The sequence below is a fragment of the Polaromonas sp. P3_A5 genome, assembly GCF_056403055.1.
This window is the reverse complement of record NZ_JBFUGF010000003.1, coordinates 170,410-195,880: the sequence shown is the minus strand read 5'-3', so window position 1 is coordinate 195,880 and position 25,471 is coordinate 170,410. Positions and strand designations below refer to the sequence as shown.

Annotated in this window: 20 protein-coding genes; 7 read left to right on the top strand and 13 right to left on the bottom strand. The window is 64.4% G+C overall.

Annotated elements, in window-relative coordinates; genetic code table 11:
• Nucleotides 1-49: 49 nt before the first annotated feature.
• Nucleotides 50-493 carry a ribonuclease HI family protein gene (locus AC1DU8_RS20360; RefSeq protein WP_457281826.1) on the bottom strand — a complete coding sequence of 148 codons (444 nt, stop codon included), beginning with the start codon at nt 491-493 and terminating at the stop codon, nt 50-52.
• 93 nt (nt 494-586) lie between these two features.
• On the opposite strand from AC1DU8_RS20360, the gene AC1DU8_RS20355 reads away from it, so the two are divergent.
• Nucleotides 587-2,704: an acetoacetate--CoA ligase gene (locus tag AC1DU8_RS20355; protein ID WP_477727191.1), complete on the top strand. Its 2,118-nt coding sequence runs from the start codon at nt 587-589 to the stop codon at nt 2,702-2,704.
• Between the two features lie 9 nt (nt 2,705-2,713).
• Here the strand turns inward: AC1DU8_RS20355 and AC1DU8_RS20350 are convergent, their stop codons facing one another.
• From AC1DU8_RS20350 to AC1DU8_RS20315, 8 genes are all read right to left on the bottom strand, one after another.
• A complete protein-coding gene (locus tag AC1DU8_RS20350; protein ID WP_477667010.1) occupies nt 2,714-3,670 on the bottom strand; it encodes an alpha/beta hydrolase in 957 nt (318 codons plus the stop codon).
• 31 nt (nt 3,671-3,701) lie between these two features.
• On the bottom strand, nt 3,702-4,841 hold the full coding sequence (locus AC1DU8_RS20345; RefSeq protein ID WP_477727190.1) for an ABC transporter substrate-binding protein: 1,140 nt from the start codon (nt 4,839-4,841) through the stop codon (nt 3,702-3,704).
• Nucleotides 4,838-7,264, bottom strand: a complete 2,427-nt coding sequence (locus tag AC1DU8_RS20340) for an efflux RND transporter permease subunit (protein WP_477727189.1) — start codon at nt 7,262-7,264, stop codon at nt 4,838-4,840. The genes AC1DU8_RS20345 and AC1DU8_RS20340 overlap by 4 nt, the downstream gene beginning before the upstream one ends.
• Before the next feature lie 39 nt (nt 7,265-7,303).
• Complete coding sequence (locus tag AC1DU8_RS20335; protein ID WP_477727188.1) at nt 7,304-8,383, bottom strand: WD40/YVTN/BNR-like repeat-containing protein; 1,080 nt, start codon at nt 8,381-8,383, stop codon at nt 7,304-7,306.
• A complete protein-coding gene (locus AC1DU8_RS20330; RefSeq protein WP_457281820.1) occupies nt 8,383-9,741 on the bottom strand; it encodes a DUF1329 domain-containing protein in 1,359 nt (452 codons plus the stop codon). The genes AC1DU8_RS20335 and AC1DU8_RS20330 overlap by 1 nt, the downstream gene beginning before the upstream one ends.
• 23 nt (nt 9,742-9,764) lie before the next feature.
• A complete protein-coding gene (locus AC1DU8_RS20325) occupies nt 9,765-11,444 on the bottom strand; it encodes a DUF1302 domain-containing protein (protein ID WP_457281819.1) in 1,680 nt (559 codons plus the stop codon).
• Nucleotides 11,445-11,528: 84 nt separating this feature from the next.
• Entirely contained in the window at nt 11,529-12,296 is a 768-nt protein-coding gene (locus AC1DU8_RS20320; protein WP_477667007.1) for a coniferyl-alcohol dehydrogenase, read from the bottom strand.
• Nucleotides 12,297-12,384: 88 nt separating this feature from the next.
• Nucleotides 12,385-13,839: a benzaldehyde dehydrogenase gene (locus tag AC1DU8_RS20315; protein WP_477667006.1), complete on the bottom strand. Its 1,455-nt coding sequence runs from the start codon at nt 13,837-13,839 to the stop codon at nt 12,385-12,387.
• Between the two features lie 257 nt (nt 13,840-14,096).
• Between AC1DU8_RS20315 and AC1DU8_RS20310 the strand changes: the two genes are divergently transcribed.
• Nucleotides 14,097-15,899 carry a sigma 54-interacting transcriptional regulator gene (locus AC1DU8_RS20310; protein ID WP_477727187.1) on the top strand — a complete coding sequence of 601 codons (1,803 nt, stop codon included), beginning with the start codon at nt 14,097-14,099 and terminating at the stop codon, nt 15,897-15,899.
• Nucleotides 15,900-15,919: 20 nt separating this feature from the next.
• On the opposite strand, the gene AC1DU8_RS20305 is transcribed toward AC1DU8_RS20310, so the two are convergent.
• Genes AC1DU8_RS20305 through AC1DU8_RS20290 form a run of 4 tightly spaced genes read right to left on the bottom strand, consistent with a single transcriptional unit; the run spans nt 15,920 to nt 19,057 of the window.
• Nucleotides 15,920-16,549, bottom strand: a complete 630-nt coding sequence (locus tag AC1DU8_RS20305; RefSeq protein WP_457281815.1) for an ATP-binding cassette domain-containing protein — start codon at nt 16,547-16,549, stop codon at nt 15,920-15,922.
• 5 nt (nt 16,550-16,554) lie between these two features.
• Nucleotides 16,555-17,301, bottom strand: coding sequence for an ABC transporter ATP-binding protein (locus AC1DU8_RS20300; RefSeq protein WP_457281814.1), 747 nt, complete (start codon nt 17,299-17,301; stop codon nt 16,555-16,557).
• Nucleotides 17,298-18,041 carry an ABC transporter ATP-binding protein gene (locus AC1DU8_RS20295; protein ID WP_457281813.1) on the bottom strand — a complete coding sequence of 248 codons (744 nt, stop codon included), beginning with the start codon at nt 18,039-18,041 and terminating at the stop codon, nt 17,298-17,300. Before AC1DU8_RS20295 ends, AC1DU8_RS20300 begins: the two co-directional genes overlap by 4 nt.
• Nucleotides 18,038-19,057, bottom strand: a complete 1,020-nt coding sequence (locus AC1DU8_RS20290; RefSeq protein ID WP_477727186.1) for a branched-chain amino acid ABC transporter permease — start codon at nt 19,055-19,057, stop codon at nt 18,038-18,040. The genes AC1DU8_RS20295 and AC1DU8_RS20290 overlap by 4 nt, the downstream gene beginning before the upstream one ends.
• Before the next feature lie 192 nt (nt 19,058-19,249).
• Here AC1DU8_RS20290 and AC1DU8_RS20285 point away from each other — a divergent pair, with 192 nt between their 5' ends.
• The 5 genes from AC1DU8_RS20285 (at nt 19,250) to AC1DU8_RS20265 (ending at nt 25,406) form a co-directional block, all read left to right on the top strand.
• A complete protein-coding gene (locus AC1DU8_RS20285) occupies nt 19,250-20,143 on the top strand; it encodes a MurR/RpiR family transcriptional regulator (protein WP_477646967.1) in 894 nt (297 codons plus the stop codon).
• Nucleotides 20,140-22,083 carry a bifunctional 5-dehydro-2-deoxygluconokinase/5-dehydro-2-deoxyphosphogluconate aldolase gene (locus AC1DU8_RS20280; RefSeq protein WP_477689697.1) on the top strand — a complete coding sequence of 648 codons (1,944 nt, stop codon included), beginning with the start codon at nt 20,140-20,142 and terminating at the stop codon, nt 22,081-22,083. Before AC1DU8_RS20285 ends, AC1DU8_RS20280 begins: the two co-directional genes overlap by 4 nt.
• Before the next feature lie 72 nt (nt 22,084-22,155).
• The gene (locus AC1DU8_RS20275) at nt 22,156-23,058 is read left to right on the top strand and encodes an NAD(P)-dependent oxidoreductase (RefSeq protein WP_477689696.1); all 903 of its coding nucleotides are present in this window, start codon (nt 22,156-22,158) and stop codon (nt 23,056-23,058) included.
• Between the two features lie 40 nt (nt 23,059-23,098).
• On the top strand, nt 23,099-24,451 hold the full coding sequence (locus AC1DU8_RS20270; protein WP_477689695.1) for an ABC transporter substrate-binding protein: 1,353 nt from the start codon (nt 23,099-23,101) through the stop codon (nt 24,449-24,451).
• Nucleotides 24,452-24,476: 25 nt separating this feature from the next.
• On the top strand, nt 24,477-25,406 hold the full coding sequence (locus tag AC1DU8_RS20265; protein ID WP_477689694.1) for a branched-chain amino acid ABC transporter permease: 930 nt from the start codon (nt 24,477-24,479) through the stop codon (nt 25,404-25,406).
• Nucleotides 25,407-25,471: the final 65 nt, after the last annotated feature.

Genomic DNA, 25,471 nt, shown 5'->3' with positions numbered 1-25,471 from the left:
CTACGGCACTTCTTTGCTTCGCGCGGGAACGAAGCATTCACACCTGCGGCTAACGGCGACGCCTGATCGTTGGCGTCGGGCCTTTGGGCATCAGCCCCACCGCCGCCCGGGCCAGCGTATCGGCCTCCCGGTTGCGGTGGCGAGGTATCCACACCAGCCGCGCGCTCGCGAAGGAGTGCAGCACGGCGCGCACCTCTTCGAACAGCGGAGCCAGGCGCAGGAATGGCTCCGTGGCAGTTCCCGCCAGCTGCTGGACCACCACGCTGTTGTCGCAGTGAACAAGCAGCGCCGTTGCACCCTGCTGCCCGGCGTACTGCATGGCCGCCATCAGCGCACGCAACTCCGCTTCGTTGTTGCAGCCTCGGCCTTCCGCGGTGATAGACAGCGGATGCCGGCTGCCGTCCGGCCCGGTAACGACTGCACCCAGGCCCATACGGCCAGGGTTCGGCACGGCGCTGCCGTCGCAGTAGATGATCCAGGGGGCGCTATTCAATGAGCACTTCTTTCATGCGGAGTCAGCCAATATAGGCCATGGCGGGGATACCACCGGGTCGCATCCGCCTCGTCCTGGTTTATGGTTACGGCCATGTTCCAGATACGCAAGTACCAAAACTGGCTGCAGGCCACACGCGGCCTGTCATTCGACAACTATGACGCGCTGTGGCGCTGGTCGGTCACCGACCTCGACGCCTTCTGGCAAAGCATCTGGGATTACTTCGAACTGCAGTCGCCCACCGCGCACACGGCCGTGCTGGGCCGGCGCAGCATGCCGGGGGCTGAGTGGTTTCCCGGTGCGCAGGGCAACTACGCGCAGCAGGTGTTCCGCCACACGGCCGCGGCCGACGCGGCGGGCGTGCCTGCCATCGTCAGTCACGGTGAAGCCAGCCTGGCGAACGGCGAAGCAGCGCGGGAACTGGGTTGGGCCGAGATGCGCCGGCAGTCGGCGTCGCTGGCCTTGCACCTGAAGGCGCAGGGCGTACAGCCCGGCGACCGCGTGGCCGCCTACTTGCCCAACACGCCCGAGACCATGGTCGCCTTCCTCGCGACGGTCAGCATAGGCGCCGTGTGGAGCGTGTGCGCGCCCGACATGGGCACGCCCGCTGTGCTGGACCGTTTTCGCCAGATTGAGCCCAAGGTGCTGATTGCCTGTAACGGCGTGCACTACGGCGGAAAGGACATCGACCGCCGCAGCGTGGTGGCGGAGCTGGTTGCGGCGTTGCCCAGCGTCACGCACGTGATCCTTCACGAGGTGCTGCCCGGCAATTCAAATGCTATTGATTTGATAGCTGGTTGCGCATACCTGCAAAGCGCCACAGCCCGAAACGATGCACAAACAGCGGCCTTCGAGCCACTCTGGCTGCCGTTTGACCACCCATTGTGGATCGTCTATTCCAGCGGCACCACCGGCTTGCCCAAACCCATCGTCCACGGCCATGGTGGCGTGGCCTTGGTGGGGCTGGCGCTGCTGCGCCTGCACAACGACCTGGCACCCAGTTATGCCGACCCGGCCAATCCGGAACGATTTCACTGGTACAGCTCCACCGGCTGGATCATGTGGAACGTGCAGGCCGCCAGCCTGCTTAACGGCACGACCTGTTGCATCTACGACGGCAACCCGGCGGGCACGAACAAGGACGCACCTGACTGGACCACACTGTGGCGCTTTGTCGCCAACACCCGCGCTACCTTCTTCGGAGCGGGCGCGGCCTTCTTTGCCAACTGCATGAAGGCGGGCATTGACCTCGCGCAGTGCGGAGACCTGAGCCGGCTGCGCACGCTGGGCACGACGGGATCACCGCTGAGTGAGGACACGCAGCGATGGGGAACCGCGCAGTTCGAGAAGCTACGTGATCGGGAAAACCGAAGACGCCTGACCGCCGGGCCGCCCCAAGGCCAGGCAGCCCCCTCGAGGGGCAGCGTATTACACGAAGTGAAAAGCGTGGGGGCACCGATCTGGTGGTGCAATATTTCCGGCGGGACTGATTTCGCCGGTGCGTTTATAGGCGGCAACCGCGAACTGCCCGTGGTTCCCGGCGAAATGCAATGCCGCATCCTCGGCTGCGCGGTCGAGGCCTGGAACGACAAGGGCGAGTCCGTTGTCGATGAAGTCGGTGAGCTGGTCTGCACGCAGCCGCTGCCGTCCATGCCGCTTTACTTCGTTGGCGACAAGGACAACCAACGCTACCTCGCGAGCTACTTCGACACCTACCCCGGCGTGTGGCGGCATGGCGACTGGCTCAAGGTTACGCCCTCGGGCAGCTGCATCATCTATGGCCGCAGCGATGCCACTATCAACCGCCACGGCCTGCGCATGGGCACCAGCGAGCTTTACAGCGCGATTGAGGCGCTGCCCGAAGTGCTGGACTCCATGGTGGTCGACCTTGAATACCTGGGCCGTGAAAGTTACATGCCGCTCTTCGTTGTACTGCGTCCCGGCCACGAGCTGGATGACGCGATGAAAGCCAAACTCAACCAGGCCGTCAAGACCGCGCTGTCGCCGCGCTTTGTGCCCAACGACATCTTCGCCGTGCCGGAAATTCCGCGCACGCTCTCGGGCAAGAAGCAGGAATTGCCGATCAAGAAACTGCTGCTGGGCCAGCCGCTGGAGAAGGTGGTGAACCGCGACGCGATGGCCAACCCCGGTTGCCTGGACTGGTACGTGGCTTTCGCGCAAAAGCGTGCCGCAGGTGATCGGCGGGATTGAGCAGGCGGTTCACACCCGCGCGCGCAACCACTGCGCCAGGTCCGTCATGACCCGCAAACCGACAGGCGATACGGCAGTGAAATGGATACAGGCATGAATCGCCTCCGGGTAGTGCCGGTGCGCCACCTCCACCCCGGTCGAGGCCACGCGCAGTGCGAGGGCATGGCCTTCGTCACGCAACGGGTCGTGGCCCATGGTGGCCACCCAGGTGGCGGGAAGGTTCGCCAGGCCCCCTGAGTCCAGCAAGGCAAAGTCAGGATGCTTGTCCGCACCGGCCTGCTTGCCGAGATAGCTGGCCATAAACCACTGCATCACGCCCATGCTGAGAAATTTGCCTTCGTTCTCCGGGTAGGAGGCACTGGGCTGGCTGGGGTGTTGTGCCACCGGATAGATCAGGCCGAGCGCGCGAACGGCTTTTGCGTTCACGCGCCGTGATGCCACCAGTGCCAGCTGTGCGCCGGCGCTGTCGCCGGCCACCGCGATACGGTTTGCGTCGCCGCCCAACGCAGAGGCATTTGCCAGTACCCAGCGCAAGGCGGCCTCGACGTCGTCAGGTGCGGCGGGGAAGGGGTGCTCCGGCGCCAGCCGGTAATCCACCGCCACGACCAGCATGCCGGTGTGGTGGCACAGCGTGCGGCAGACCTTGTCATGGGTCTCCAGGTCGCCGATTACAAAACCACCGCCATGCGCATACAGCAGCACAGGCCAGGGGCCGATGGTGTCGGGGCTGTACACGCGCAGGCGCACGGGGCCGCCCGGACCGGGAAAGCTGGTGTCATCCACTTTCCCGATGGCCGGGGCCGGCAAACCCAATGTGTCGGCCAGCTCGCGGTAAACCTGCCGTGCGATGGCAGGTGGCAGGCTTTCCAGCGGCGGATTGCCTTGCGCGGCGGCCTGGGCCAGAAAGCCGGCCAGGCCAGGGTCCATATCGGCCGTCTCCAGCACCGGCTTCACAACAGCATTCATTCGAGAGTCTCCTCATGGGTGGGTAACGTGTTCATCGCAACAATTTGCCGTCGCGGGCGCGCATGCCGATCTCGACATGGTCCGAGGCGTGGTGCCGCTCCCGGCCGAACGAGAGCCTGAAGCCGCCCAGGTCCAGTGCTCCAAGGCTTTCAATCGCCTCGCCGAGGCGCAGCCCGTCGGCGCGGGGCCCGGCGCGGCGCAGTGCCTCCGTGCAGACACGCAGATTCAGGTAGGACTCCAGGCCTTCGAAGGTCATAGCTTCGGGGCCGATGAAATCGTCTGCATCGCGCTCGAGCTCGCGCACGATGGGCAGGCGGGCCACCTCGGGATTCGGCACCACGCTGGTGTAGCCCACCAGCCGGTTGCGGAACAGCCGTGTCAGCTGCGTCAGCCCCGCCGTCGACAAAGTGGCGACGGTGGACGGCACGCTGTCATAGGCTGAGGCCGGAAGCCGCCCCAGCGCATCCAGCGCCTCGTTGCCCAGGTTGAGGACCAGGGCCTGCGGCGCGGCCTTGGCCACGTCGCGGAATGCCGCTTCGATGGACGCCAGCCGCGCGTCGGCGGTGATGCGTGTGACCTGCCGGCCGTCGCGTTGCAAGGCTGCCACCAGCGCCTCGGTGCGCGCCGGTTCGGAACCGTCGGCCAGCACCGCCACCCGGGTGACGCCGATGGATGCCAGCTGGCGCACCAGTGCATCGGCCTCGCGCGCATCATCCGGTCGCAGGCTGAAAACATGGCGGACATCGGGGGAACGCAAAGCCGACGCGCCCGACATCGGGCCGACCAGCGGCACGCGAAGTTCGCGCGTGGCCTGGGCAGCCTCAAGGCAGGCCCGTTCACCGAGGCAATTGGCAATCAGCACCGCCTTGTGCTGGCCCACCAGGATGCGCAGGTTGGCCGCCACACGCCGTGGGTCACCGCCGTCATCCAGCGTCACCAGTTCAACGCGTCGCCCGGCAATTCCGCCCGACGCGTTGACGCGCTCCACATGCGCGCGGGCGCCGGCCAGCACGCGGTTGGCGACCGGAAAGCCCGCACCGGTGAGCGGCAGAGACTGGCCGACGACCAGGGTGTCGGGCGCGGCATGGCTTGCCGCGGCCGCGCCCAGCAGCATCGCCGTGCCAAGAAGCCTGCGCGTGCGGCGGGTCAGTGTGTCGCTACGCCGGCTCATACCGGCACTCGTGCATTGACCGGCATGGGCAGGGCCACCGCCGGCCGCAGCAGGAAGTAGCCCAGCGCGGGCAGCAGGACCAGCGCCCCCACCATGTTCCAGACAAACATGAAGGCCAGCAAAATGCCCATGTCGGCCTGGAACTTGATCGGTGAAAAAGCCCAGGTGCCGACGGCCAGCGCCAGCGTGATGCCGGTGAGCAGGACCACGCGGCCGGTGAACTGCAGCGCGTGGTGGTAGGCCTCGGACAGGCTGGCGCCTTCACGCATGCGGGCCAGCGTGATGCTGAGCACATAGAGGGCATAGTCCACGCCGATGCCTACGCCCAGCGCAATCACCGGCAGCGTGGCGACCTTCACCCCCATGCCCAGGCCCACCATCAGTGCCTCGCACAAAATCGAGGTCAGCACCAGCGGCAGCACGGCCACCACCACGGCACGCCAGGAGCGGAAAGTGATCCAGCACAAAATCACCACCGCTGCATACACCCACAGCAGCATCTCGCGCATGGCCTTGCCCACCACGATATTGGTCGCCGCATCAATGCCGGCGCTGCCCGCGGCCAGCTTGAAGGTGACGTCCTGCGTGTTGTTGATCGCAGCGAAGCGGTCCACATCGGCCACCACGCGCGCCAGGGTTTCGGCCTTGTGGTCCTTCAGGTAGACGTACAGCGCGAGGAATGAGCAGCTCTGGTTAAAGAGTTCGCGCGGCGCGCGCGTCTGCACCCCGCCCAGGGCGCCTTCATTGGGGAGCAGCTCAAACCACTTGAAGTTGCCTTCGTTGTAGCCCACCATGGCCAGCTTGGACAGCGCGGCCATCGAGTTGGTGGACTCCACCCCGGGCAATTGTTCAAGCTGCCAGGCCAGGGCGTCCACCTTGGCCAGCGTGCCGTAGGCCGTGCATTTATCCGCGGGTGTGGTCACCATCACAGTCAGGATGTCGGCGCTGGCCGCGTAGTGGGCGATCTGGTAGGCGTTGTCCTGGTTGTAGCGCGAGCCGGGCCGCAGCTCGGACGCGCCGGGGTCGAGGTCGCCGATTTTCAAGTGCAGGCTGATGGCATAGCCGCCTGCGGCCATGAGCGCCGCAACGACCACTGCTGCCGTGGCCCAGCGCTTTTGCGTGAAATGGTCCAGCAAGGCCCATAGCCATGAACGTTGCGCCCCCTGTGATGCTTCCTGGCGCAGGCTGCGCGCCGCCGCAGCAGGGGCCACACCCGCATAAGACAACAGGATGGGCAGCAGCACGAGGTTGGTGAAGATCAGAACCGCCACGCCGATGCTGGCAATCAGGGCCAGGTCCTGGATGACCTTGATCTGGATGATGACCAGCACCGCGAAGCCCACAGCATCGCAGAGCAGGGCGGTCAGGCCTGCGACGAACAGGCGCCGGAAGGTATAGCGGGCCGCCACCACACGGTGCGTGCCGCGGCCTATGTCCTGCATGATGCCATTCATCTTTTGTGCGCCGTGGCTCATGCCGATGGCAAACACCAGGAAGGGCACCAGAACCGAATAGGGGTCAAGCTCATAGCCCAGCAATGCCAGCAAGCCGAACTGCCAGACTACCGCCACCACCGAACACGCCACCACCAGCGCGGTGCTGCGGGCGCAGCGGGTGTAGGCAAAAAGAACCGCGGTGGTGATGGTAAGTGCCAGCAGGAAGAATAGCAACACCTGATGCAGGCCCTCGATCAGGTCACCAGCCACCTTGGCGAAACCGGTGACGCGGATCTGCAGCGCATCGCTGCCGTGCTTGGCGCGCAGGACTTCGATCTGGCGTGACAAATCGCCATAGTCCAGTGCCTTGCCGGTGTCCGGGTTGCGGTCCAGCAAGGGAACAAACACGATGCTGGACTTGAAGTCGCCCGCCACCAGCTGGCCGATTTCCCCCGAGCGCTCGACGTTGGCGCGCAGCCCGGCCAGGCTGGCAGGCGAGCCGTCGTAGGCATCGGGGATCACCGGCCCGCCGTCCAGGCCTTCTTCGGTCACGGCCACCCAGCGGGTGTTGGATGTCCACAGCGACTTCATGAAAGGCCGGTCCACGCCGGGCAGCAGGAAGATTTCGTCGTTGATCTTCTGCAGCGCATCGAGGTAGGCCTTGTCGAAGATCGTGCCCTGCCGGGCCTCCACCACCAGCCGCAGCGCATTGGCCTGGCCGCCGAGATCGGCCTTGTGGGCCAGGTAGTTGACGATGTAGGGGTGGCCCGTCGGAATGGTTTTTTCAAAACTGGCGTTGAGCTGCAGCTTGGTGGCCTGCCAGCCCAGCACGAGGGTCAGCAGCAGGCACACCGCCATGACCCAGGGCCGGTGATTGAAAAAAGCGCGCTCAAGCAGCGTGCCCGAACGCGTGTCAAAGTCTTCAAGCCGCGCGACGACGGGCTGGGTATCTGAAGAGGAAGCGGAGGAGGAGGAATCGGCGTGCATAAAGTTTCGCTGTTGGCGGCGTATGTCTCTTCGTTGTTTTCAGTTAGCCGGCAGTGCGGGCAAGTGCCGCATGCCACGCAGGCTTGCCAGCACCAGGCTGCCGTCGGCCGCCAGGGCAACGCCGGAAACCGGAACCGGCTCGCGTGCCGGGATGCGCCGCAGGCCGGGCCCGCCTGCGGTGCCCATCAGGGCGTCGCCCGCCTGGCTCATCAGCACAAAACCGCCGTCCGGCAAAGCCATGCCGGCTCCCACCGCCATGGGCACGCCGGTGTCGAGCTTGTCCCAGTGCACGCCCTCGTCTGTCGAGCGATAGGCTGAGCCGCGCAGGCCGTAGGCCACCAGCGCGCCGCCTCCGGTGCGCAGCAGGCCGAAAAAGCTGCCCTTGTACGGTGACTGCAACGCGGTAAAGCTGGCCCCGCCGTCACTTGAGCGCAGCAGCAAGCCCTGCTCACCGGCGATCACCAGCGTGCGGCCGTGGGCGCGCACGCCGTACAGATGCAGGGCTTTCGGGTTGGGCAGCCGCGGCCCCCACGCGGTCCATGTCTTGCCGCCGTCTTCGGTAGCAAAAATCAGGTTGTAAGCACCGACGGCAAAGCCGCGCCGGGCATCCACAAATTCCAGGTCAAAAAATGGTTTGTCTGCACCTTCTTCAACCAGATGCTCTGCCTGCGCCATGGCCTGGCTGTCGCCACTGCGCTGCGCAGCCTGCTTCACCAGCTCGGCCGCCTGGATGCCATCGAGCTGCTTTTCCCAGGTGGCCCCGCCGTCGACGCTGCGCAAAATCACGCCCAGGTGTCCTGCGGCCCAGCCGGTGCGTTCATCGGCGAAACACACGGCCGTCAAGGTGGCTTGCACAGGCACCTGCGCCTGTCGCCAGGTGGCGCCATGGTCATCCGACAGCAACACCGTGCCGCGCTCTCCCACCGCCACGAGCCGGGTGCCGGCCCGTGTCACGGCCAATGTGGCCGCGCCTGACGCCTTGGGCGTGACCAGCGCCGGCTGTGACAACACGGCGGGCCCGTTGGCAGCCCACGCGGGGAGTGCAGCGGAGGCCACCCAGCCGAGCAGCCCCATCAGGGCTGCCCGCCGCGCAGCGCGAGGCTGGGCACTTCCGGTCATCAGCGAGCGCCTTCGCTGGCGAGCGATTCAGCGCTGAAGAAGGAGCGCGGAATCGGCGGCTGCACTTCGTACTGCTTGGGCAGCTCGTTGGAAGCCATGTTCAGGTAATAGGCGCCGGTCTGCATGTCATAGCCGCCCCACAGCACGACGTTGGTCACGGCCGGAATGTCCGGTGCCGTCAGCATCAGTGCGTAGTTGGTGCGCCAGAGCTGGCCTTTGGCGTCCCAGCCGTCGAACAGCGCGATCTGCCAGGAGTCTTCGTCGATGTAGTACTTGCGCTTGGGCACCACGTGGCGCTTGCCGGCAGCCAGTGTGGCTTCCACTTCCCATACCCGGTGCAGCTCCCAGCGTACCTGCGCAGGGTTCAGCGTGTTGGGCGTCACCAGGTCTTCGATCTTGGCCGAGGCGGCGCGGTTGTTGTTATAGGGAATGTAGATTTCCTTCTTGCCCACCAGCTTGAATTCGTGCTTGTCGATCGGGCCAAACAGCGTGAAGGCCTCGTCGAACAGACCGATGCCGGAGGTCACCGAGTCGGGTGTGTCGTAGGCCACGGAAGGCGCTTTGCGCACGCGGCGCTGGCCCACCAGGTACTGCCACAGGCCGCGCGGCGCGGCATCCGAAACACCGTCGAGCGCGAGAATGGCTTCGCCCGCCTTGGAGCCCGGCGCGTTGACCACCAGCTTGCCGTACTGGTAATAGCCGTCGAACTTCTCGGCGGTGCCGTCCTTGTCGTAGAAGGCCTGGCGTATGGTTTGCGTGCCGCCGGAGGCCATGGTGCGCTTGCCATCGGACGTCACCACCCACACGCGCATCGGCATGGAAAAGTTGCCGCCGCGCCAGGCTGTGCGCTGGTTCCACATGGCTTCATAGCCGTCTTTGGGAATCGGAAATGGTGTGCCGCCAAAAGCGCCTTCCATGCCGTAGCCACCTTCAATGGTCTTGGCCCGGGTGGCGTTCCTGAAGGTGTTGTCGTACACCGACTGCGGCGCCGCCGCGGTGCGGTGCGTGGGGTACACGTCGACGCGGAAGTCGGGGTACTTCTTCATCAGGGCCTGCACGCCGTCGGTCAGCTTGTCGGCGTGCTGCGCCATGTTTTTGGCGTTGATCGACAGGATGGGTTTTTCGTTGGGGTAGAGGTCGGGCCGCGCGTCGCCGTTCTTGTAGCCCGGGGTGGCCTTGGCGAGGCCCCCTTCCCACGGCGGAATGGTGCCTTCCTTGTTGCCGGCTTTCTCGGCGCCCATGGGCGTCAGCGAGGATTTGAGTTTGGCGGCCTCTTCGGCGGTGACAGCGGCCTGGGCGGACATGGCGCCGGCCAGCAGGGCGGCCACGAGCAATGAAAGTTTTGCGGTCTGCATCATGATGGTTGTCTCTGTAATGTTTTTCAGAAAGTGCGGGAAGCGGTGAAGGAAACGTAGTTGCGGTCTTTCAGTGTTTGCCCATAAGACAGCATGCGGGTGGGGGTTCTGGGGTCCGTGACGGTCAGGGTGTTTTCCTTGCCGAAGAAGGCGGTGTAGTTCAGGGCGAAGTTCCAGACGTTCTGGTATTTGCCCTTGATGCCTATGCTCACGTCGCCCGCTTGGCTGGCCCCGCCAGCAAAGTTGATAACGGCTGCGGAACGGCCGCCGAAGTTGTAGCCCAGGCCCAGCGGGATGGACAGGTCCAGGCCCGGCAGCACCTGGAAGTACTGCGGCTCAAAGATCATGCGGAACGCCGCGGCGTTCCGCGTTGCGTTCGGGTCCAGCCCGCCAAAGCCAACGGCGCTGGGGTTTTTTGTCACGCTCATGAGCCGGTTCCAGGCCAGTTCGGCCACCAGGGCGCCGCCGTCCCACAGGCTGGACTTGTTGAGTACGTAAATGCCCGACAGATTCAGGTGCGCCGTCTTGCCGGTTGCATAGCACGGGTTGGAGGGCGAGCCGTCGCAGTTGACTGGTGGCATGAAGGGTGCGCCGCCCAGCACGGCGGGATCGCTGGCCAATGGCGCGTCGGTGCGCACCGAGCCCTCCAACGCCCAGTTGAGCTGTCCTATCGACGAAGTGACGCTGGCACCAAAAGTCTTGATGCCCTTGGCGTAGACGTTGTGCACATTGCCGTTGATCAGGTCGAACACCGGAACGGCCGGGGTCTTGTCGTTGTAGCGTGCCGCGTACACGCCGAACTCATAGTTGCCGCCGGCCGGCGCCCAACGCAACTGGGCGCCGAACTGGCCGCTGTCGCCCGGCTTCTGGTCGCGGCTGGTGTCGGTGGGCAGCACCGGCCCGCCGAGATAGACACGGCCGCCGCCTATGTAGTCCTGGTTCGAAAAATAGCTGCCGACCCCGGGAATCTTGCTGGGCCGCCACTTGAGCTGGTAGTAGCCGCCCAGCGTCACGCCATCGGCCACCTGCAGCGTGCCGGAAATCTGCTCCACCGGCAGCAGTACTTCCTTGAATTGCCAGTTCGGCACCGAGACGATTTTTGCGATGTCCACCGGGCCTTGCGCGTTGGCAATGCCGTTCTGGCCGAAGAACACGCTCTCGCCATACTGCAGCGCGTGCTTGCCGACGCGGATCGAGGCTGGCATGCTGCCGATGGATCCCTTGCCCCAGACGAAGGCGTCGAGGAATTCGTCTCCACGGCCATGCTGCTCCCGGGTTGCCGGGACGAACTGGTTGGCGGCCTGGCCGGCGAAGTTGCTGACGCCGGCCGTGCCGTCATTGGCATTGGCGCGAAGGTACTGCGAGTCGTACCAGGCGGAGTGACTGATGCGCAGGCCCCAGTTGCTGCGGCTGTAGTCAAATTCGGTCAACAGGTCGGCGCGGTTGGAGATCAGGCCCTTCTTGAAGTTGAGGTCGCCGTCGTTTTCATTGGTCACACCGCCATCGCCGCGGGCGGCCGGCGAGGTGAGCAGTGCGGACGGGTCCTTCAGCCGCCAGGCCAGGCTGTACTTGGGTGTGAAGTCCAGCCGGATTTTGGTGTCGGGGTCGCCGTTGTCCAATTCCAGGGCGTGGACCGGCAGTGCGCAAGCCAGGCCGCAGGCCAAGGCCAGCGTGGCTGGCCTGAAGGGGGTGAATACCTTGTTCATCGAATGTCTCCTCGTTATGTGTCGTTGTTACGTGAATGGGGGATGGGTGCCCTCGCACCCGTGGCGTGTCAGCGTTAGATGTAGTTAGATATAGGTAGAGGCCAGGCCGCCATCAACGGGAATGTTGGCGCCGCTGACCCAGCGCGCGGCGTCGCTGCATAACCAGGCGATGACGGGTGCGATTTCGTCGGCAAAGCCAGGGCGCAGCATGCGATGCGCATCGGCTTGAACGCGCTCCTGGCCCAGCATTGCCACGAAGTCGCCCAGGATGGGTGTGAACACCGGGCCGGGCGCCACGCAGTTCATGCGCACGCCTTTGCCCAGGAACCACTCCTGCGACTGCGTGGCGTTCCAGACGATCAGGGCTTCCTTGAAGTACTGGTAGCAGGTCGCCTGCGGCACCGGGTGGCCGCGCAGCCATGCGGCGCCGGCTTCAAATCCTTTGGCTGCCGCCAGCTCCTTGTGCAGGGCCAGCCGCTGCGGCCATTCGGCGCCCAGGATGGACGCCACGTTGACGATGCTGCCGCCGCGCGGCATGCGCGCCAGCACCTTTTCCGTCAGATGCCGCAGGCCCAGGTAGTTCACGCGGGCCACCAGCTCGCCGTCAGCCGTGCCGGGTACGCCGGCGATGTTGCACAGCGCGTCAACCTGCGCCGGCAACTGGGCCACGGCGGCATCGATGGCCGCGGCGGTGCCGAGGTCGGCCTTGATGAAGCCGCCCAGCGTCAGGCTGGGATCGTTGCGGTCCATGCCGATGACCGTGGCGCCCTGGAAGCGCGCCAGCCTGGCCACCTCGGCGCCGATGCCGGACGAGGTGCCGGTGATGACAATGGTTTTGCCTTGCAGGCTCATAAAGCCTCCCGGGTATGCGGATTCATGAAGGTCTCCTTGATGTGGTGAGCCAAAAAAATCGAAAAAGCCGAAAAGTCGAAGCGTTCCGTTAGAACGGGAACATGGGCGCGGTGTCCTTGACGGTCATCCACTGCCACTGCGTGTATTCCTCCCAGTCGGACGGGCCGCCCACGCTGGTGCCGTTGCCCGCGATGCCGGGGCCGCCGAAAGGGTTGACGCAGTCGTCGTTGACGGTCTGGTCGTTGATGTGAACCATGCCGGCCTTGAGCTGCTGCCCCACGGCCATGGCGCGGCCCACGGAGCGGGAGATGACGGCGCAGGCCAGGCTGCCGCTGTTGTTGTTGGCCAGCGCGACCGCTTCCTCGTCACTGCCGAAAGTGACGATGTTGGCCACCGGGCCGAAGGTCTCTTCATCGAACACGCGCATGCCGGGCTTGACGCCGGACAGCACCGTCGGCTTGTAGAACAGGCCGTCGTAGCTTCCGCCGGCTTCCAGCTTCGCGCCGGCCTTGATGCTGTCCTGCACGATGGCATGCACGCGATCGCGCTGGCGCGCATCGATCAGCGGCCCGAGCGCAACCTGGCCTGTGGCGCCGTCGCCGACCGGCAGGTGCGTGGCCTTGGCGACCAGGCGCTGCAGCAGCGGGGCCGCGATGCTCTGGTGAACGAGGATGCGGTTGGCGGCCATACAGATCTGGCCCTGGTGCAGGTAGGCGGCCCAGGCGGCGTTGCTCGCGGCGATGTCCAGGTCGGCGTCGTCCAGGATGATCAGCGAGTTCGCGCCGCCGAGTTCCAGCGACACTTTCTTCAGGTGCTTGCCCGCGAGCTCGCCGATGCGCCGGCCCACCGCGGGCGAGCCGGTGAAGGCGATCATGGGCACCAGCGGGTCGGTGACCAAAGCTTCGCCGGCTTCGGCGTCGCCGGGCAGCACATGCAGCAAATCCCTGGGCAGGCCGGCCTCCGCAAAAATGCGCGCGATCATCAGGCCGCCGGTCACCGGCGTGCGGGTGTCGGGCTTGATCACCACGGCGTTGCCCGCGGCCAGCGCCGGGGCCACCGCGCGCAGCGTCAGGATCAGCGGAAAGTTGAAGGGCGAGATGACACCCACCACGCCGTGCGGCACGCGGCGGGCGATGCTGGTGCGCCCCGGTACGCTGGGCAGCACATGGCCCTGGGGCTGCAGCGGCATGGCGGCGGCCAGGTGGCAGATGGTGATGGCTTCGCGAATCTCATGCTGCCCCTTGGGCAGGATGCCGCCCGTCTCACGCGTGGCATACAGAGCGAGTTCATCAAAGTGCTGCTGGAACAGCGCGCCGGCGCGGCGGAAGACGTCGGCCCTCTCGCGCGGGGGCAGGGCGGCCCAGGGCTTTTGCACGTTGGCCGCCGCCCGCGTGGCCGCGGCCACGTCCGCCGCATTGGCGATGCCCACCGTGCACATCACTTTCCCGGTCGCCGGCTCGACCACGTCGCGCTTCCCGCCGCCTAGCGGCGCTTGCGTCAGCGCGGAAAAATCCAGAAATGCCATCGCGTCGGATACACCCATTTGCTTTTGTCCTTACGGTTGTTTGATCAGCTCGCCACATCGGCGCGTCGTGCTCCTGTATCGCAATGCATGTACCAGCGCCGCGCGAAAGAGTCCGCTTGCTGCGCTGCACCCAAAGTTTTTTCACTGGGAAACCCGGGACATACCCTAGGTATGTTTGCTGCGGTGCAGCACATGGAAATCACCCATACTTTTCTGATCAAATGGTTATAAAGTTGAATCAAATTTCACCAATTGATCAAATTGAGGAGCAAGCCATGCGCGTATCCGATCGCATTTCCCTGGCCGAGGTGGCCCGGGCCACCGGTGTCGCGCTGGGCAGCTTCGACAGCGCGTCGGTGGCCAAAGCCATGGGCGGGTTTGCCAGCACGCACATCGGCGGTGACACGCACCCGACGATCGCTGACATCAGCGAATGCCTGTTCTTCTCGCCGGGCGACGGGCGCATCTGGCTGCAGGACCAGCGCATGGTGCTGCTGCACACCGAGGCGCTGGGCTCCATGCGCCGCGAAATGATTGACAGCCTGGGCATCGAAAAAGCCCGCGGCCTGTTCACCCGCGCCGGTTATGTCAGCGGCGCCCGCGATGCCCAGCTGGTGCGCAAGCACTGGCCCGACGCCGACCCGCCGGCTGCAGCCATGGCCGGCACGCGCCTGCACGCGCTGGAGGGCGTGGTGAAGGTCGAACTGGTCAGCGTGACCTACGACCCGGACACCAGCGGCTATGAAGGCGAATTCATCTGGCACAACTCCAGCGAAGACGATGAACACATCGCCGCCTACGGCATAGGCGGCTCCCCGGCCTGCTGGATGCAGGTGGGTTACGCCACGGGCTATGTCAGCACGCTGTTCGGCCGCCTCATCGTTTTCCGGGAAACCATGTGCCGGTCCATGGGCCAGGCGCAATGCCGCGTGGTCGGCAAGTCCGCCGACAAGTGGGACAACATCGAAGAAGACATGCGCTACCTGAACGCCAGGGAGTTTGTCGACACCGCGGCCTATGCGCGCAGCGAAGCGGGCCCGGCCGACCTGGCGACCGGCGACGTGCCGGCCGGCGACGCGATGGTGGGGGCCTCATCGGCCTTTAACGCGGCCTGCCATCAATTGAGCCGGGTGGCGCGCACGACAGCCACCGTGCTGTTCACGGGCGAGTCGGGCGTGGGCAAAGAAAAGTTTGCCAGCATGTTGCACAGGATCAGCCCGCGCAAAGAGCTGCCGTTTATCGCGGTGAACTGCGCGGCCATCCCGGAAACCCTGATCGAGTCCGAGCTGTTCGGGGTGGAGCGCGGCGCCTACACCGGGGCCAGCCATTCGCGGCCAGGCCGCTTTGAGCGGGCCAGCGGCGGCACCCTGTTCCTGGACGAAATCGGCATGCTGAGTTTTGTGGCCCAGGGCAAGCTGCTGCGCGCCCTGCAGGAGGGCGAGGTCGAACGCGTGGGCGGCACGCGCGGCATCGCGGTCGACGTGCGCGTGGTGGCCGCCACCAATGAAGACTTGCGCCAGGCCGTGCGTGAAGGCCGATTCCGCGAAGACCTGTTCTTCCGGCTCAATGTGTTCCCCATCCACCTGCCGCCGCTGCGCGAGCGGCGCGACGACATTCCCCTGCTGATGAACCATTTTCTGAACCACTACCGGCGCAAACACGGTTGCAACACCGGCGGCTTCACGCAGGCCTCGGTGCGCACGCTGCTGAACTACGACTTCCCCGGCAACATCCGCGAACTGCAAAACCTGATCGAGCGCGCCGTGATCATGGCCGATGCCGACGGCTTGATCGACGTGCACCACCTGTTCACCGGCGGCGAGACCTTGAGCACCGAGGTCATGACCTTGCGGATGCAGGGCAGTTCAGGCACCTTGAACTTCGACGGGGCGCCGGCCGGCGCGCATCCCGTGCCGGCAGGGACCGCCGCTTCGCAGCGGTCCCTGGAGCAAACCGAGCGCGACATGCTGGAACGCGCCATCTCGGCCTGCCAGGGCAATCTCTCAGCGGCGGCGCGGCGGCTCAACACCACGCGGGCGAAGCTGGCTTACCGCGCCAGAAAACACAGCCTGATTTGAACCGCGTGCGGCGCCGTGGATCAAGCTGCCGGCGCCAGCGCCCCCAGGTAGGCCCTGACCTTCTCGTCGTGCGCCAGCGTGTCGAAGTCAGGCGCTTCGCTGACCGCACCTTTTTGTACAAAGATGAAACGCTCGCAGCATTGCCGCAGGATGTCGACGTGGTAGGGCTCGTTGGGATGCAGGCATAAAAACACCAGGCGGCCGTTGGCCCTGAGTTTGGCGAAGAAGTCCAGCATGAAGCCGATGTAGCCGTCCTGCGTATTGAACTGCGGTTCGTCGAACAGATGCACCAGCGGCGAGTCGTTCTGTGCGTGTTCCAACATGAAGTCGGGTTTGGTTTTCTGGAAAGACCGCACCTGGTAGGACTGGTGGTAGTGAATGGCGAGGCGATCCCGCTCGCGCGTGCGTACCTGGTGGATGTCCTGGCCGTTGACCAGCACACGGCCCGCGCTCGGCAGGTTGCTGCCGGTGATCAACTCGAACAGCGTGGTCTTGCCCGAGCCGTTAGGGCCCATGACACCGACCACGCAGGGCTTGTGCACTTCGAAATCGGCGGTCAATGAAAAGGTCGTGGTCTTGCGGAAGACGCCGCGCTGGTATTGCTTGGCGACGTTCTCGACGCGTAGCAGTGGATGGAGTGGATGGCTCATGCGGGTCAGACTCCCAAAAGTTGCCGGCACAAGGCGGCATCGTTGCGCAGATCGGCCGCAGGGCCCTCGTGGACGATCACGCCCTGGTTCATCACATAGGCGCGGTCGGCCACCTGCAGCGCGCTCTGCACGTTTTGCTCGACCACCAGCACCGCAATGCCCTCGGCCTTGAGCCGGCTGATGGTTTTCATCACGTCCTGCACCACCTTGGGCGCCAGGCCCTGGCTGGGTTCGTCGAAGAGCACCAGGCCGGGCGAGCCCAGCAGCGCGCGCGAGATTGCGACCATCTGCATTTCGCCGCCCGAGAGGTTTTCGCACTCGCGGTGCATCAGGTATTCGAGCGCGCTGAAGATTTCAAAACACTCCTTCTCCTGCCAGGGGCGAAAGCGCGTGGTCTTGCGGGCGATAGCCAGATTGCGCGCTACCGTCAGCGTCGGGAAGATGCGGCGGTCATCCGGCACCCAGCCCATGCCGGCCTTGGCGATCTCGTGCGTGGGCATACGGGTGATGTCGCACGCGTCGAAGGCAATGCTGCCCTTGCGTGGCGGCGTGAGGCCGAGCACGGAGCGAAGCAGCGTGGTCTTGCCTGCGCCGTTGGGGCCCAGCAGTGCCACCACTTCGCCGGCGCCGACTTTCAGCGACACGTCGAACAGCACCTGCGTTTCGCCGTAGTAGGTGTCTATGCGGTTCACCGCCAGCATGTCGGCCTGCGGCGACACGGTTTTGATGACGGACTTCAGGACCGCGCTCATGCCAGCGCCCCCAGGTTGGACCGGCGCACCCATTCGTTTTCACGCAACTGGTCAGGTGTGCCCTGGCTGATGACCTGGCCCCAGTGGATAACGGAGATCTGGTCGGCGAGCTTGAAAAGGAAATTCATGTCGTGTTCGATGATCACAATCGTGAGCTGACGCTTGAGTTCTTTCACCAGCTCCATCAGGCGCGCCGTGCCTTCGGCGCCCAGGCCGGCGGTGGGTTCGTCGAGGAAGAGCATGCGTGGCTCGGCTGCGAGTGCCACACCGATCTCCAGCGCGCGGCGCTCGCCGTAAGACAGGCTGCTGGCCAGCACGTGCTCCTTGCCCTTGAGGCCGACGCGCTCGAGGATGGCCGCGGCCAGTTGTTGCGCCGTGCTGTCGGCGCCCAGATCGCGCCAGGGGTTGAAGCCCTGTCTGCGCACGTGCGGCGTGGCCACCAGCACGTTGTCAAGCGCGGTGTAGCTGTCGAAGAGGTTCATGATCTGAAAGGAGCGCGACACGCCCTTGCGGGCAATCTCCCGCGGCGAGAGGCCGGTGATGTCCTCGCCGGCAAAGGTCACACGGCCGCGGTCGGGCTTGTAGCGGCCGGTCAGCACATTGAAGCAGGTGGTTTTGCCCGCGCCGTTGGGGCCCATGATGCCATTGAGCTCACCTTCCCTGAAGCTGAGGGTGATATCTTGCAGCACCACCTGGGCACCAAAGCGTTTGGACAGGCCGCTGGCCTCGAAGAGCTTCACAGTGCACCTCCGGCGGGGGTTGTCACGGGTTTGGCCACCACAGTGCGCCGCGGCCGTGCCTTCCAGGCCTGCCACGCGCCGGCAATGCCTTCGGGCTTGAACAGCACCATCGCCATGAAGACGAGGCCATACCAGAGCAGCCAGGTCTCGGTGTAGGCGCCCAACAGGTCACGCGCCAGAATAAAGAAAGTGGCGCCGATGATGGGGCCCCAAAAGCTTACGAGGCCGCCGCCTATCAGCACCATCATCACGACGAATCCCGAGTTGTGCAGGCTCATGACGTTGGGGTAGGCCGACTGCTGCGCCATGGCGAACAGCGCACCGGCCAGGCCCGCCACCGCGGTGGAGATCGTGAAGGCCAGCCACTTGTAAAGCCACACGTTGTAGCCCACAAAGGCGGCGCGGGTCTCGTTCTGCTTGATGGCACTGAAGATGCGACCCAATGGCGAATGGATCAGCCGCCACAGCGCCAGCAGCACCAACCCGAACAGCACGAGGCAAAAGAAGAAGAGGGCGTTGTTGCCGGAGAGATTGAAAGACACAAAACCAAAATCGGCCGGCAGGCGCTTGATGTTCAGCAGCCCGTCTTCACCGCCCGTGACGGTATGCCATTTGTTGGCGATGAACCAGAACACCTGCCCGAATGCGATGGTGAGCAATGCGTAATAAATGCCGCGCCTGTGCGAGATGAACAGCGCCACCAGCGCGCCGAGCGCCGCTGTGACCAGCACCGCGCCGGCCAGGTCGAACCACAGGTTGGGCCAGACCTTGAGTTGCAGCAGGCCGAAGGCGTAGGCGCCCGTGCCAAAGAACGCGCCGTGCCCGAAGGAGGGCAGTCCGGTGAAACCCAGGAGCAGGTTGTAGCCCATCGCAAACAACACCCAGATCATGATTTCCAGCGCCAGGTACTGGTAGAGCCCGACGTGGCCCACCCATAGCGGGGTGGACAGTAGCACCAACAGGGTGATGAGCATGGGTAAAGGAATGAGCGGCGCGCGACCGGAAGCGAGTTGCATGGGGACCTTGTCTCTTCGATGGTTCTGGGTGAAGGAATAAAGCGCTGGAAATCAATGCTGAAAGAAAAGTTGAAGAAGGGCTGGACAGAACAGAATGTACGTTCTATTATTTAAATACGCAAGAACATTTATTCTAAATTGACGCGATGCAGCCAACCGGCTCATCGCCTTCCCCGAGGCGGCAAACGACATATGGACTCTGCAACGACTTACGAAGAACTCAAGGCGCTGATTGGCCGGGCTTATCCGGACATGTCCAAGCAGCTGCAGCGCATCGCGCGCTTCGCCCTTGAGCAACCCAACGACCTGGCACTGGGCACCGTGGCGACGGTGGCCGAAGCGACCGAGGTGCAGCCTTCGGCCATGATCCGCTTTGCCAATGCGTTGGGCTTTGGCGGTTTTTCCGAAATGCAGCAGGTGTTTCGCGGCCACCTGCTGGAGCGTTCCGACAGCTATCGCGAACGCATTGACCAGATGCGCCGCAAGCAGCTCAACGGCGAGCGCGCGCCGGCCGGTGTGTTGCACCAGCTGGTGAGCGAGTCGGTGGCCGAGCTTGGCCATCTGGAAGAAAGCATCGCCCAGGCTGACCTGAAGGCCGCTGTCAAACTCATGGCGTCGGCACCGCGCATCCATGTGCTGGCCCAGCGCCGCGCCTTTCCGGTGGCGGGCTACCTGGCTTATGCGCTGAGCCAGTTGGAACTGCGTACCCATTTGCTCGATGGCACGGGCGGCATGCTGCGCGAAAGCCTGCGCTCCATCGCGCCCGGCGACGTGCTGATCGCCGCGAGCTTTCGCAACTATTCCCCTGAAGTCATCGCGGCTGCTTCTGAGGCCGCCAAGCTGGGCGCGGTGGTGATCGCCATCACCGACGGCCCGCTCTCGCCGCTCAAGGCGCATGCCAGGGTTTGCCTGGAACTGGCTGACGATTCGTCGAAACCCTTCCGCTCGCTGGTCGCGCCGCTGTGCCTGGCGCAGGCGCTGGTGGTCAGCACGGGTCATCAGCTGGCCGAGCAGGGCGCAGCGAAGGCTAAAACCAAAGGCGGCGGCAAAGCTGCGGCGAAACCCGCGCGCAAGGGGGCCGTATGAGCCGCCCGCTGGACCTGATCTGCGTGGGCCGCGCCGCCGTGGATTTGTACGGTGAGCAAATCGGCGGTCGTCTTGAAGACATGCAGAGCTTCACCAAGTATCTGGGCGGCTCGCCGGCCAACGCCGCGGTGGGCGTCGCGCGTCTGGGCCTGAAGCCCGCGATGCTGACCCGTGTGGGTGACGAACACAACGGCCGCTTTGTCCGCGAAACCCTGGCGGCCGAGGGCGTGGACGTGAGCCATGTAGCCACCGACGCCAAGCGACTGACAGCGCTGGTATTCCTGGGAATTCAGGACCGCGACACCTTTCCGCTGGTGTTCTACCGCGACAACTGCGCCGACATGGCGATCAGCCCGGACGACTTTGACGCGGCCTTCATCGCTTCGGCCAAGGCGCTGCTGATTTCGGGCACGCACCTGTCACAGCCGCAAACGTATGAAAGCTGCCTCCGGGCGATGACGATGGCAAAAGCCGCAGGCACTCGCGTGGTGCTCGACATCGATTACCGCCCCGTGCTGTGGGGCCTGACCAGCCCGGGTATGGGCGAGCAACGCTTTGTACCTTCCGGTGAAGTCAGCGCGCATTTGCAAACCGTCGTCGGCCACTGCGACCTCATAGTGGGTACCGAAGAAGAAGTTCATATCGCCGGCGGCAGCACCGACACGCTCGCTGCGTTACGCCGCTTGCGCGACCTGACGGCCGCAACGCTGGTCGTCAAGCGCGGGCCCATGGGTTGTGTCGTGTTCGACGGCGCGATTCCCGACTCGCTGGAAAAGGGATTGCAAGGCCCCGGTTTTCCGGTGGACGTATACAACGTGCTCGGCGCCGGCGACGCTTTCATGTCGGGTTTCCTGCGCGGCTGGATTCCGGGCGAACCGCTCGCGCGTTGCTGTGCTTATGCAAATGCCTGTGGCGCACTCGTGGTGTCACGTCACGGGTGTGCCCCTGCCATGGCCAGCTGGGAAGAACTGCAGTTCTTTCTGGTGCATGGCTCGCCTACCCGGCGCCTGCGCGAAGACGCGCAACTTGAACGCCTGCACCGCGTCAGCACGCGTACGCGTCGCTGGGAGGAGCTGGTCATCCTCGCGTTCGACCACCGCATGCAGCTGGAAGATATCGCAGCGCGCCATGGAGCGGGCAACGAACGCATTCCCCTCTTCAAATCCCTGATCGCTGAAGGTGCGCGGCTCGGAGCGGGTGCGCGCGGTGGCGTGGGCGTGATCGTGGACGGCCGCTTCGGCGAAGAGGTGCTTCCCACGGTGACCGGCAAGGGCTGGTGGGTCGCAAGGCCGGTTGAACTGCCGGGCTCGCGCCCGCTGCAGTTCGAGGCCGGTGCAGGCCTGGGCGCCGCCATGCGGACCTGGCCCGGCGAGCACGTCGCCAAGTGCCTGGTGTATTACCACCCGCAGGACACGCCGGCCCTGCGTGAAAGCCAGCTCGCCAGACTGGCCGACCTGCAGCGCGCCAGCGTGGACAGCTTTCACGAATTTCTCATCGAAGTCATTCCGCCCAAAGACATGCCAACGGATGACGACACCGTGCCGCTGGCGCTGGAGCAGATTTACCAGGCCGGCATTTTCCCCGACTGGTGGAAGCTGCCGCCCGCCGCCAACACGGCTGCCTGGCAAAAGATCGCTGCGGTCATTCACCAGCATGACCCGCATTGCCGTGGCGTGCTGATGCTGGGCCTGGAAGCCAGCGAGGAAAAACTCGACCAGAGCTTTCGCATCGCGGCACCGCACGCCGTCTGCCGCGGCTTCGCGGTGGGGCGTTCGATCTTTGCCGATGCTGCGAACGGCTGGTTCTCCGGCGCCATGGACGATGCGGCAGTGGTCAAGGACATTGCCGAGCGTTATGCGCGGCTGATAACGCTGTGGGACCAGGCCAGAACAGGCCAGGGGACCGCTGTTTCAGCAGGCGCCGCTGAAGTCGTGAACTGAGCCGCCAAACACAACACACAACACACAACACACAACACACAACACACAACGAGAAAGAAGACGGAGACAAACATGACACCAAAAATCGGATTTATCGGCATCGGCATGATGGGCCACGGCATGGCCAAGAACCTGCTGGCCAAAGGCTTCGGCCTGACTTTCAAGATCAACCGCAACCGCGACAACCTGGCCGACCTGATAGCCGCCGGAGCCAGGGAGGCCAAGACCAACGCCGAGTGCGCGCAGGCCAGCGACATCGTCTTCGTCTGCGTCACGGGCTCGCCTCAGGTCGAAGACATCGTTTACGGCAAGGATGGCCTGCTGGACAGCGGCCGTAAAGGCCTCATCGTGGTTGACACCTCCACGGCCGAGCCTGCCTCCAGCACCCGTATCCGCAACGACCTTGCGGCCAAAGGCATCAAGCTGGTCGATGCGCCGCTGGCCCGCACGCCCAAGGAAGCCGAGGAAGGCCGGCTCAACACCATGGTGGGCGCGGAGCCCGAAGACTTCGCAACACTGGAGCCCGTGCTCAAGGCTTTTTGCGAAAACATCTTTCATGTCGGCCCGCCCGGCCACGGCCACGTGCTCAAGCTGGTCAACAACATGATGGCCATGAGCTTTGCGGCCTCGATTGCCGAGGCCTTTGCGGTGGCGGCCAAAAGCGGGCTGGACCTCAACCGCCTCTATGACGTGATCTCGGCCGGCGGCGTGAACTGCGGCATCTTTCAGATGATGGCAACGAAAACGCTCAAGGAAGGCGACGTCACCGGCTTCAAGTTCGGCATCGCCAATGCGCAAAAAGATTTGCGCTATTACACCCACCTGGCCGAGATGCTGCCCGTCACCAGCTTCATGGGTGAAGCCACGCACCAAAGCCTGATCCAGGCCAGCAACGCCGGTTACGGCGACAAGCTGATCGCCTCCCTTTTCGAAGCACAGGAAAAACTCAACGACGTCAAGATCGTTCCCCGTTAAGCCAACCCGTTTGACCCATTTACACGCAGGAGACAAAACCATGAGCGACATCAAGAACAACCACGCAACACCTGAATCCCAATCCGACAGCAAGGCCACCTCGCGCCGCGCGCTGCTCAAGCACTCAAGCCTGGCGCTTGTGGGCGCGGGTCTGTACGGCGCGGCGCCCTTCATGGGGCCGTGGAAGCACAACCACGCCTGGGCGCAGACCGGCCAGAAGAAGCCGCTGACCATTGGCCTGACCATGGACGCTTCGGGCCTGTACGCAGCCTCGGGCGCCGAAGAGCGCCTGGGCGCCATGATGGCCATCAAGGAATTTAACGACAAGGGCGGTGTGCTGGGCCGACGCATTGAGGCCATCCATATCGATACGGAAACGACGCCGGCCACCGGCTCGCGCGTGGCCGAACGCATGATCACGCGCAATGAGGCTTCCTTCCTGATCGGTGCAGTGCACTCAGGCGTCTCCAATGCCATCTCGCAGGTTGCGCAGAAATACGGCACGGTATTTTTTAACACCAATTCCAGCAGCCCGACCGAAGCCGGCAAGGACTGCCACCGCACCAAGTTCGTCTGGGACGGCAACGGCACCAACTTTTCCAACGCCATCGTCAAGAACGCCATCAAGGCCAGCGGCAAGAACTGGGTGCTGCTGACCAACGACTATGTGTGGGGCCACACCACCTCCAAGGCGACACGCGCGATCGTGGAAGCCAACGGCGGGCGCATCGTTGAGGAACTGCTGGTGCCGCAAAACACCCGCGACTTCTCGTCCTACCTGCTCAAGCTGCAGCAGCTCAAGCCCAATGTGGTGGCCACGGCGGTGGGCGGCGACGACATCAAGGCGCTGCGCCAGCAGGTGGTGCAGCTCAAGATGAACCAGTCCATGGCGTGGATCAACAACCAGCAGGACTGGCCAGATGTCTACGGTCTGGGCCCCGAGGCCATCTTCGGCGTCTTCGGCACCACCTGGTACTGGCGCCTCGGCCTGCCCGGCGTGAAAGAATTCGTTGCGGCCTACCAGAAGCAGTTCCCGGGCATGGCGATTCGCGTGCCGGGCAATGTGTATCACAACGGTTATATGGCCACGCGCGAACTTCTGCGATGCGTGGAAGAGGCCGGCACCACCAACAACATTGCCGTGATCAAAAAACTCGAAGGCCGCAAGATGAGCGCGGCCGACCGCCTGCAGCACTACGACGCGTGGATGGATCCCGTCACCCACCAGTGCCAGCAGACGATTTACATGGCGACCTACAACGACCAGCCCACCGAGAAAGACGACATCTTCAAGATCCTCACACAGGCCGATCCCAAGGACGTAGCGGACAAGGATGCCAGCGGCGCCTGCAAGCTTGAGAGCTACGACTCGACACCTAGCTACGAAGTCTGATTGACTTCAAGCTCCAAAGACCGCAATGGACTTCTTGCTTCAGCTTATTCCGCACCTCGTCAACGGCATCTCGCTGGGCTTGTTGTTCGCGCTCATCGCGCTGGGCTTCATGCTCATCGTGGGGGTGATGGAAACCATCAACCTGGCGCACGGCTCGCTGTTTGCGCTGGGCATGTACTTCGCGCTTTTCCTGATCGCACCGCAGCTGGGCATGTTTCCGAATCTGCAGGCCTGGTACATGAGTTTGCCGCTTGGAACGCGTTACCTGGCGGCACTCATTCTTGCGCCCATCCTGGTGGGTATTTTCGGCATGTTGCTGGAGCTGTGCATGCGGCGCACCTATGGCCGCGACCCGCTCTACGGCCTGCTGCTGACCTTCGGCGCGGCGCTGGTGATTGAAGAGGTTATCCGCCTGGTGTGGGGCTCGTCGGAAAAGCAGTTGATGCTGCCCGAGGGCATCTCCGGCGCCTTCCTGATGGGTGACCTGGTTTATTCCAAGTACCGCTTCTTTGCCAGCGGATTCGCCATCCTCATGATCGTGCTGCTCTGGACGTTCTTGCAGAAGACGCCCTACGGCGCCATCATCAAGGCCGGCGCGCACGACAGCGAAATGGTGCGAGCGCTGGGCATCAACCTCTCGCGCCTGCGCCTCTTCGTGTTTGGCCTGGGCGTGGCGCTGGCGGCGATCGCCGGGGTGGTCATGGCGCCCATCTGGGGCATACGCCCGCATGTGGGGGTGGACGCCGTAGTGCCGGCGTTTCTGATCATTGTGCTGGGCGGTGTCGGTTCGCTCTGGGGTGCAGTGATTGCCGGGCTGATGGTCGGCATGGTCGTCGGGCTCACGGGTTCGTATGCGTCCGAGTGGTCGCTGATGTCCATGTACCTGTTGTTCATTGCCGTGGTGACGTTTCGTTCGCGCGGCCTCTTCGGCAAGAAAAGCGTCCTGGATCAGTGAGACCCCCTGTCTCGTCTCACTTCGTGTAGCCGGAACCCCCCAAGGGGCAACACCAGCGGCCCGGC

Excerpts from the sequence above, each read along its gene's own strand:
- AC1DU8_RS20355 (WP_477727191.1), top strand. The coding sequence starts at position 587 with ATGTTCCAGATACGCAAGTACCAAAACTGGCTGCAGGCCACACGCGGC.
- AC1DU8_RS20350 (WP_477667010.1), bottom strand. The coding sequence starts at position 3,670 with ATGAATGCTGTTGTGAAGCCGGTGCTGGAGACGGCCGATATGGACCCT.
- AC1DU8_RS20345 (WP_477727190.1), bottom strand. The coding sequence starts at position 4,841 with ATGAGCCGGCGTAGCGACACACTGACCCGCCGCACGCGCAGGCTTCTT.
- AC1DU8_RS20340 (WP_477727189.1), bottom strand. The coding sequence starts at position 7,264 with ATGCACGCCGATTCCTCCTCCTCCGCTTCCTCTTCAGATACCCAGCCC.
- AC1DU8_RS20335 (WP_477727188.1), bottom strand. The coding sequence starts at position 8,383 with ATGACCGGAAGTGCCCAGCCTCGCGCTGCGCGGCGGGCAGCCCTGATG.
- AC1DU8_RS20330 (WP_457281820.1), bottom strand. The coding sequence starts at position 9,741 with ATGATGCAGACCGCAAAACTTTCATTGCTCGTGGCCGCCCTGCTGGCC.
- AC1DU8_RS20325 (WP_457281819.1), bottom strand. The coding sequence starts at position 11,444 with ATGAACAAGGTATTCACCCCCTTCAGGCCAGCCACGCTGGCCTTGGCC.
- AC1DU8_RS20320 (WP_477667007.1), bottom strand. The coding sequence starts at position 12,296 with ATGAGCCTGCAAGGCAAAACCATTGTCATCACCGGCACCTCGTCCGGC.
- AC1DU8_RS20315 (WP_477667006.1), bottom strand. The coding sequence starts at position 13,839 with ATGGGTGTATCCGACGCGATGGCATTTCTGGATTTTTCCGCGCTGACG.
- AC1DU8_RS20310 (WP_477727187.1), top strand. The coding sequence starts at position 14,097 with ATGCGCGTATCCGATCGCATTTCCCTGGCCGAGGTGGCCCGGGCCACC.
- AC1DU8_RS20305 (WP_457281815.1), bottom strand. The coding sequence starts at position 16,549 with ATGAGCCATCCACTCCATCCACTGCTACGCGTCGAGAACGTCGCCAAG.
- AC1DU8_RS20300 (WP_457281814.1), bottom strand. The coding sequence starts at position 17,301 with ATGAGCGCGGTCCTGAAGTCCGTCATCAAAACCGTGTCGCCGCAGGCC.
- AC1DU8_RS20290 (WP_477727186.1), bottom strand. The coding sequence starts at position 19,057 with ATGCAACTCGCTTCCGGTCGCGCGCCGCTCATTCCTTTACCCATGCTC.
- AC1DU8_RS20285 (WP_477646967.1), top strand. The coding sequence starts at position 19,250 with ATGGACTCTGCAACGACTTACGAAGAACTCAAGGCGCTGATTGGCCGG.
- AC1DU8_RS20280 (WP_477689697.1), top strand. The coding sequence starts at position 20,140 with ATGAGCCGCCCGCTGGACCTGATCTGCGTGGGCCGCGCCGCCGTGGAT.
- AC1DU8_RS20275 (WP_477689696.1), top strand. The coding sequence starts at position 22,156 with ATGACACCAAAAATCGGATTTATCGGCATCGGCATGATGGGCCACGGC.
- AC1DU8_RS20270 (WP_477689695.1), top strand. The coding sequence starts at position 23,099 with ATGAGCGACATCAAGAACAACCACGCAACACCTGAATCCCAATCCGAC.
- AC1DU8_RS20265 (WP_477689694.1), top strand. The coding sequence starts at position 24,477 with ATGGACTTCTTGCTTCAGCTTATTCCGCACCTCGTCAACGGCATCTCG.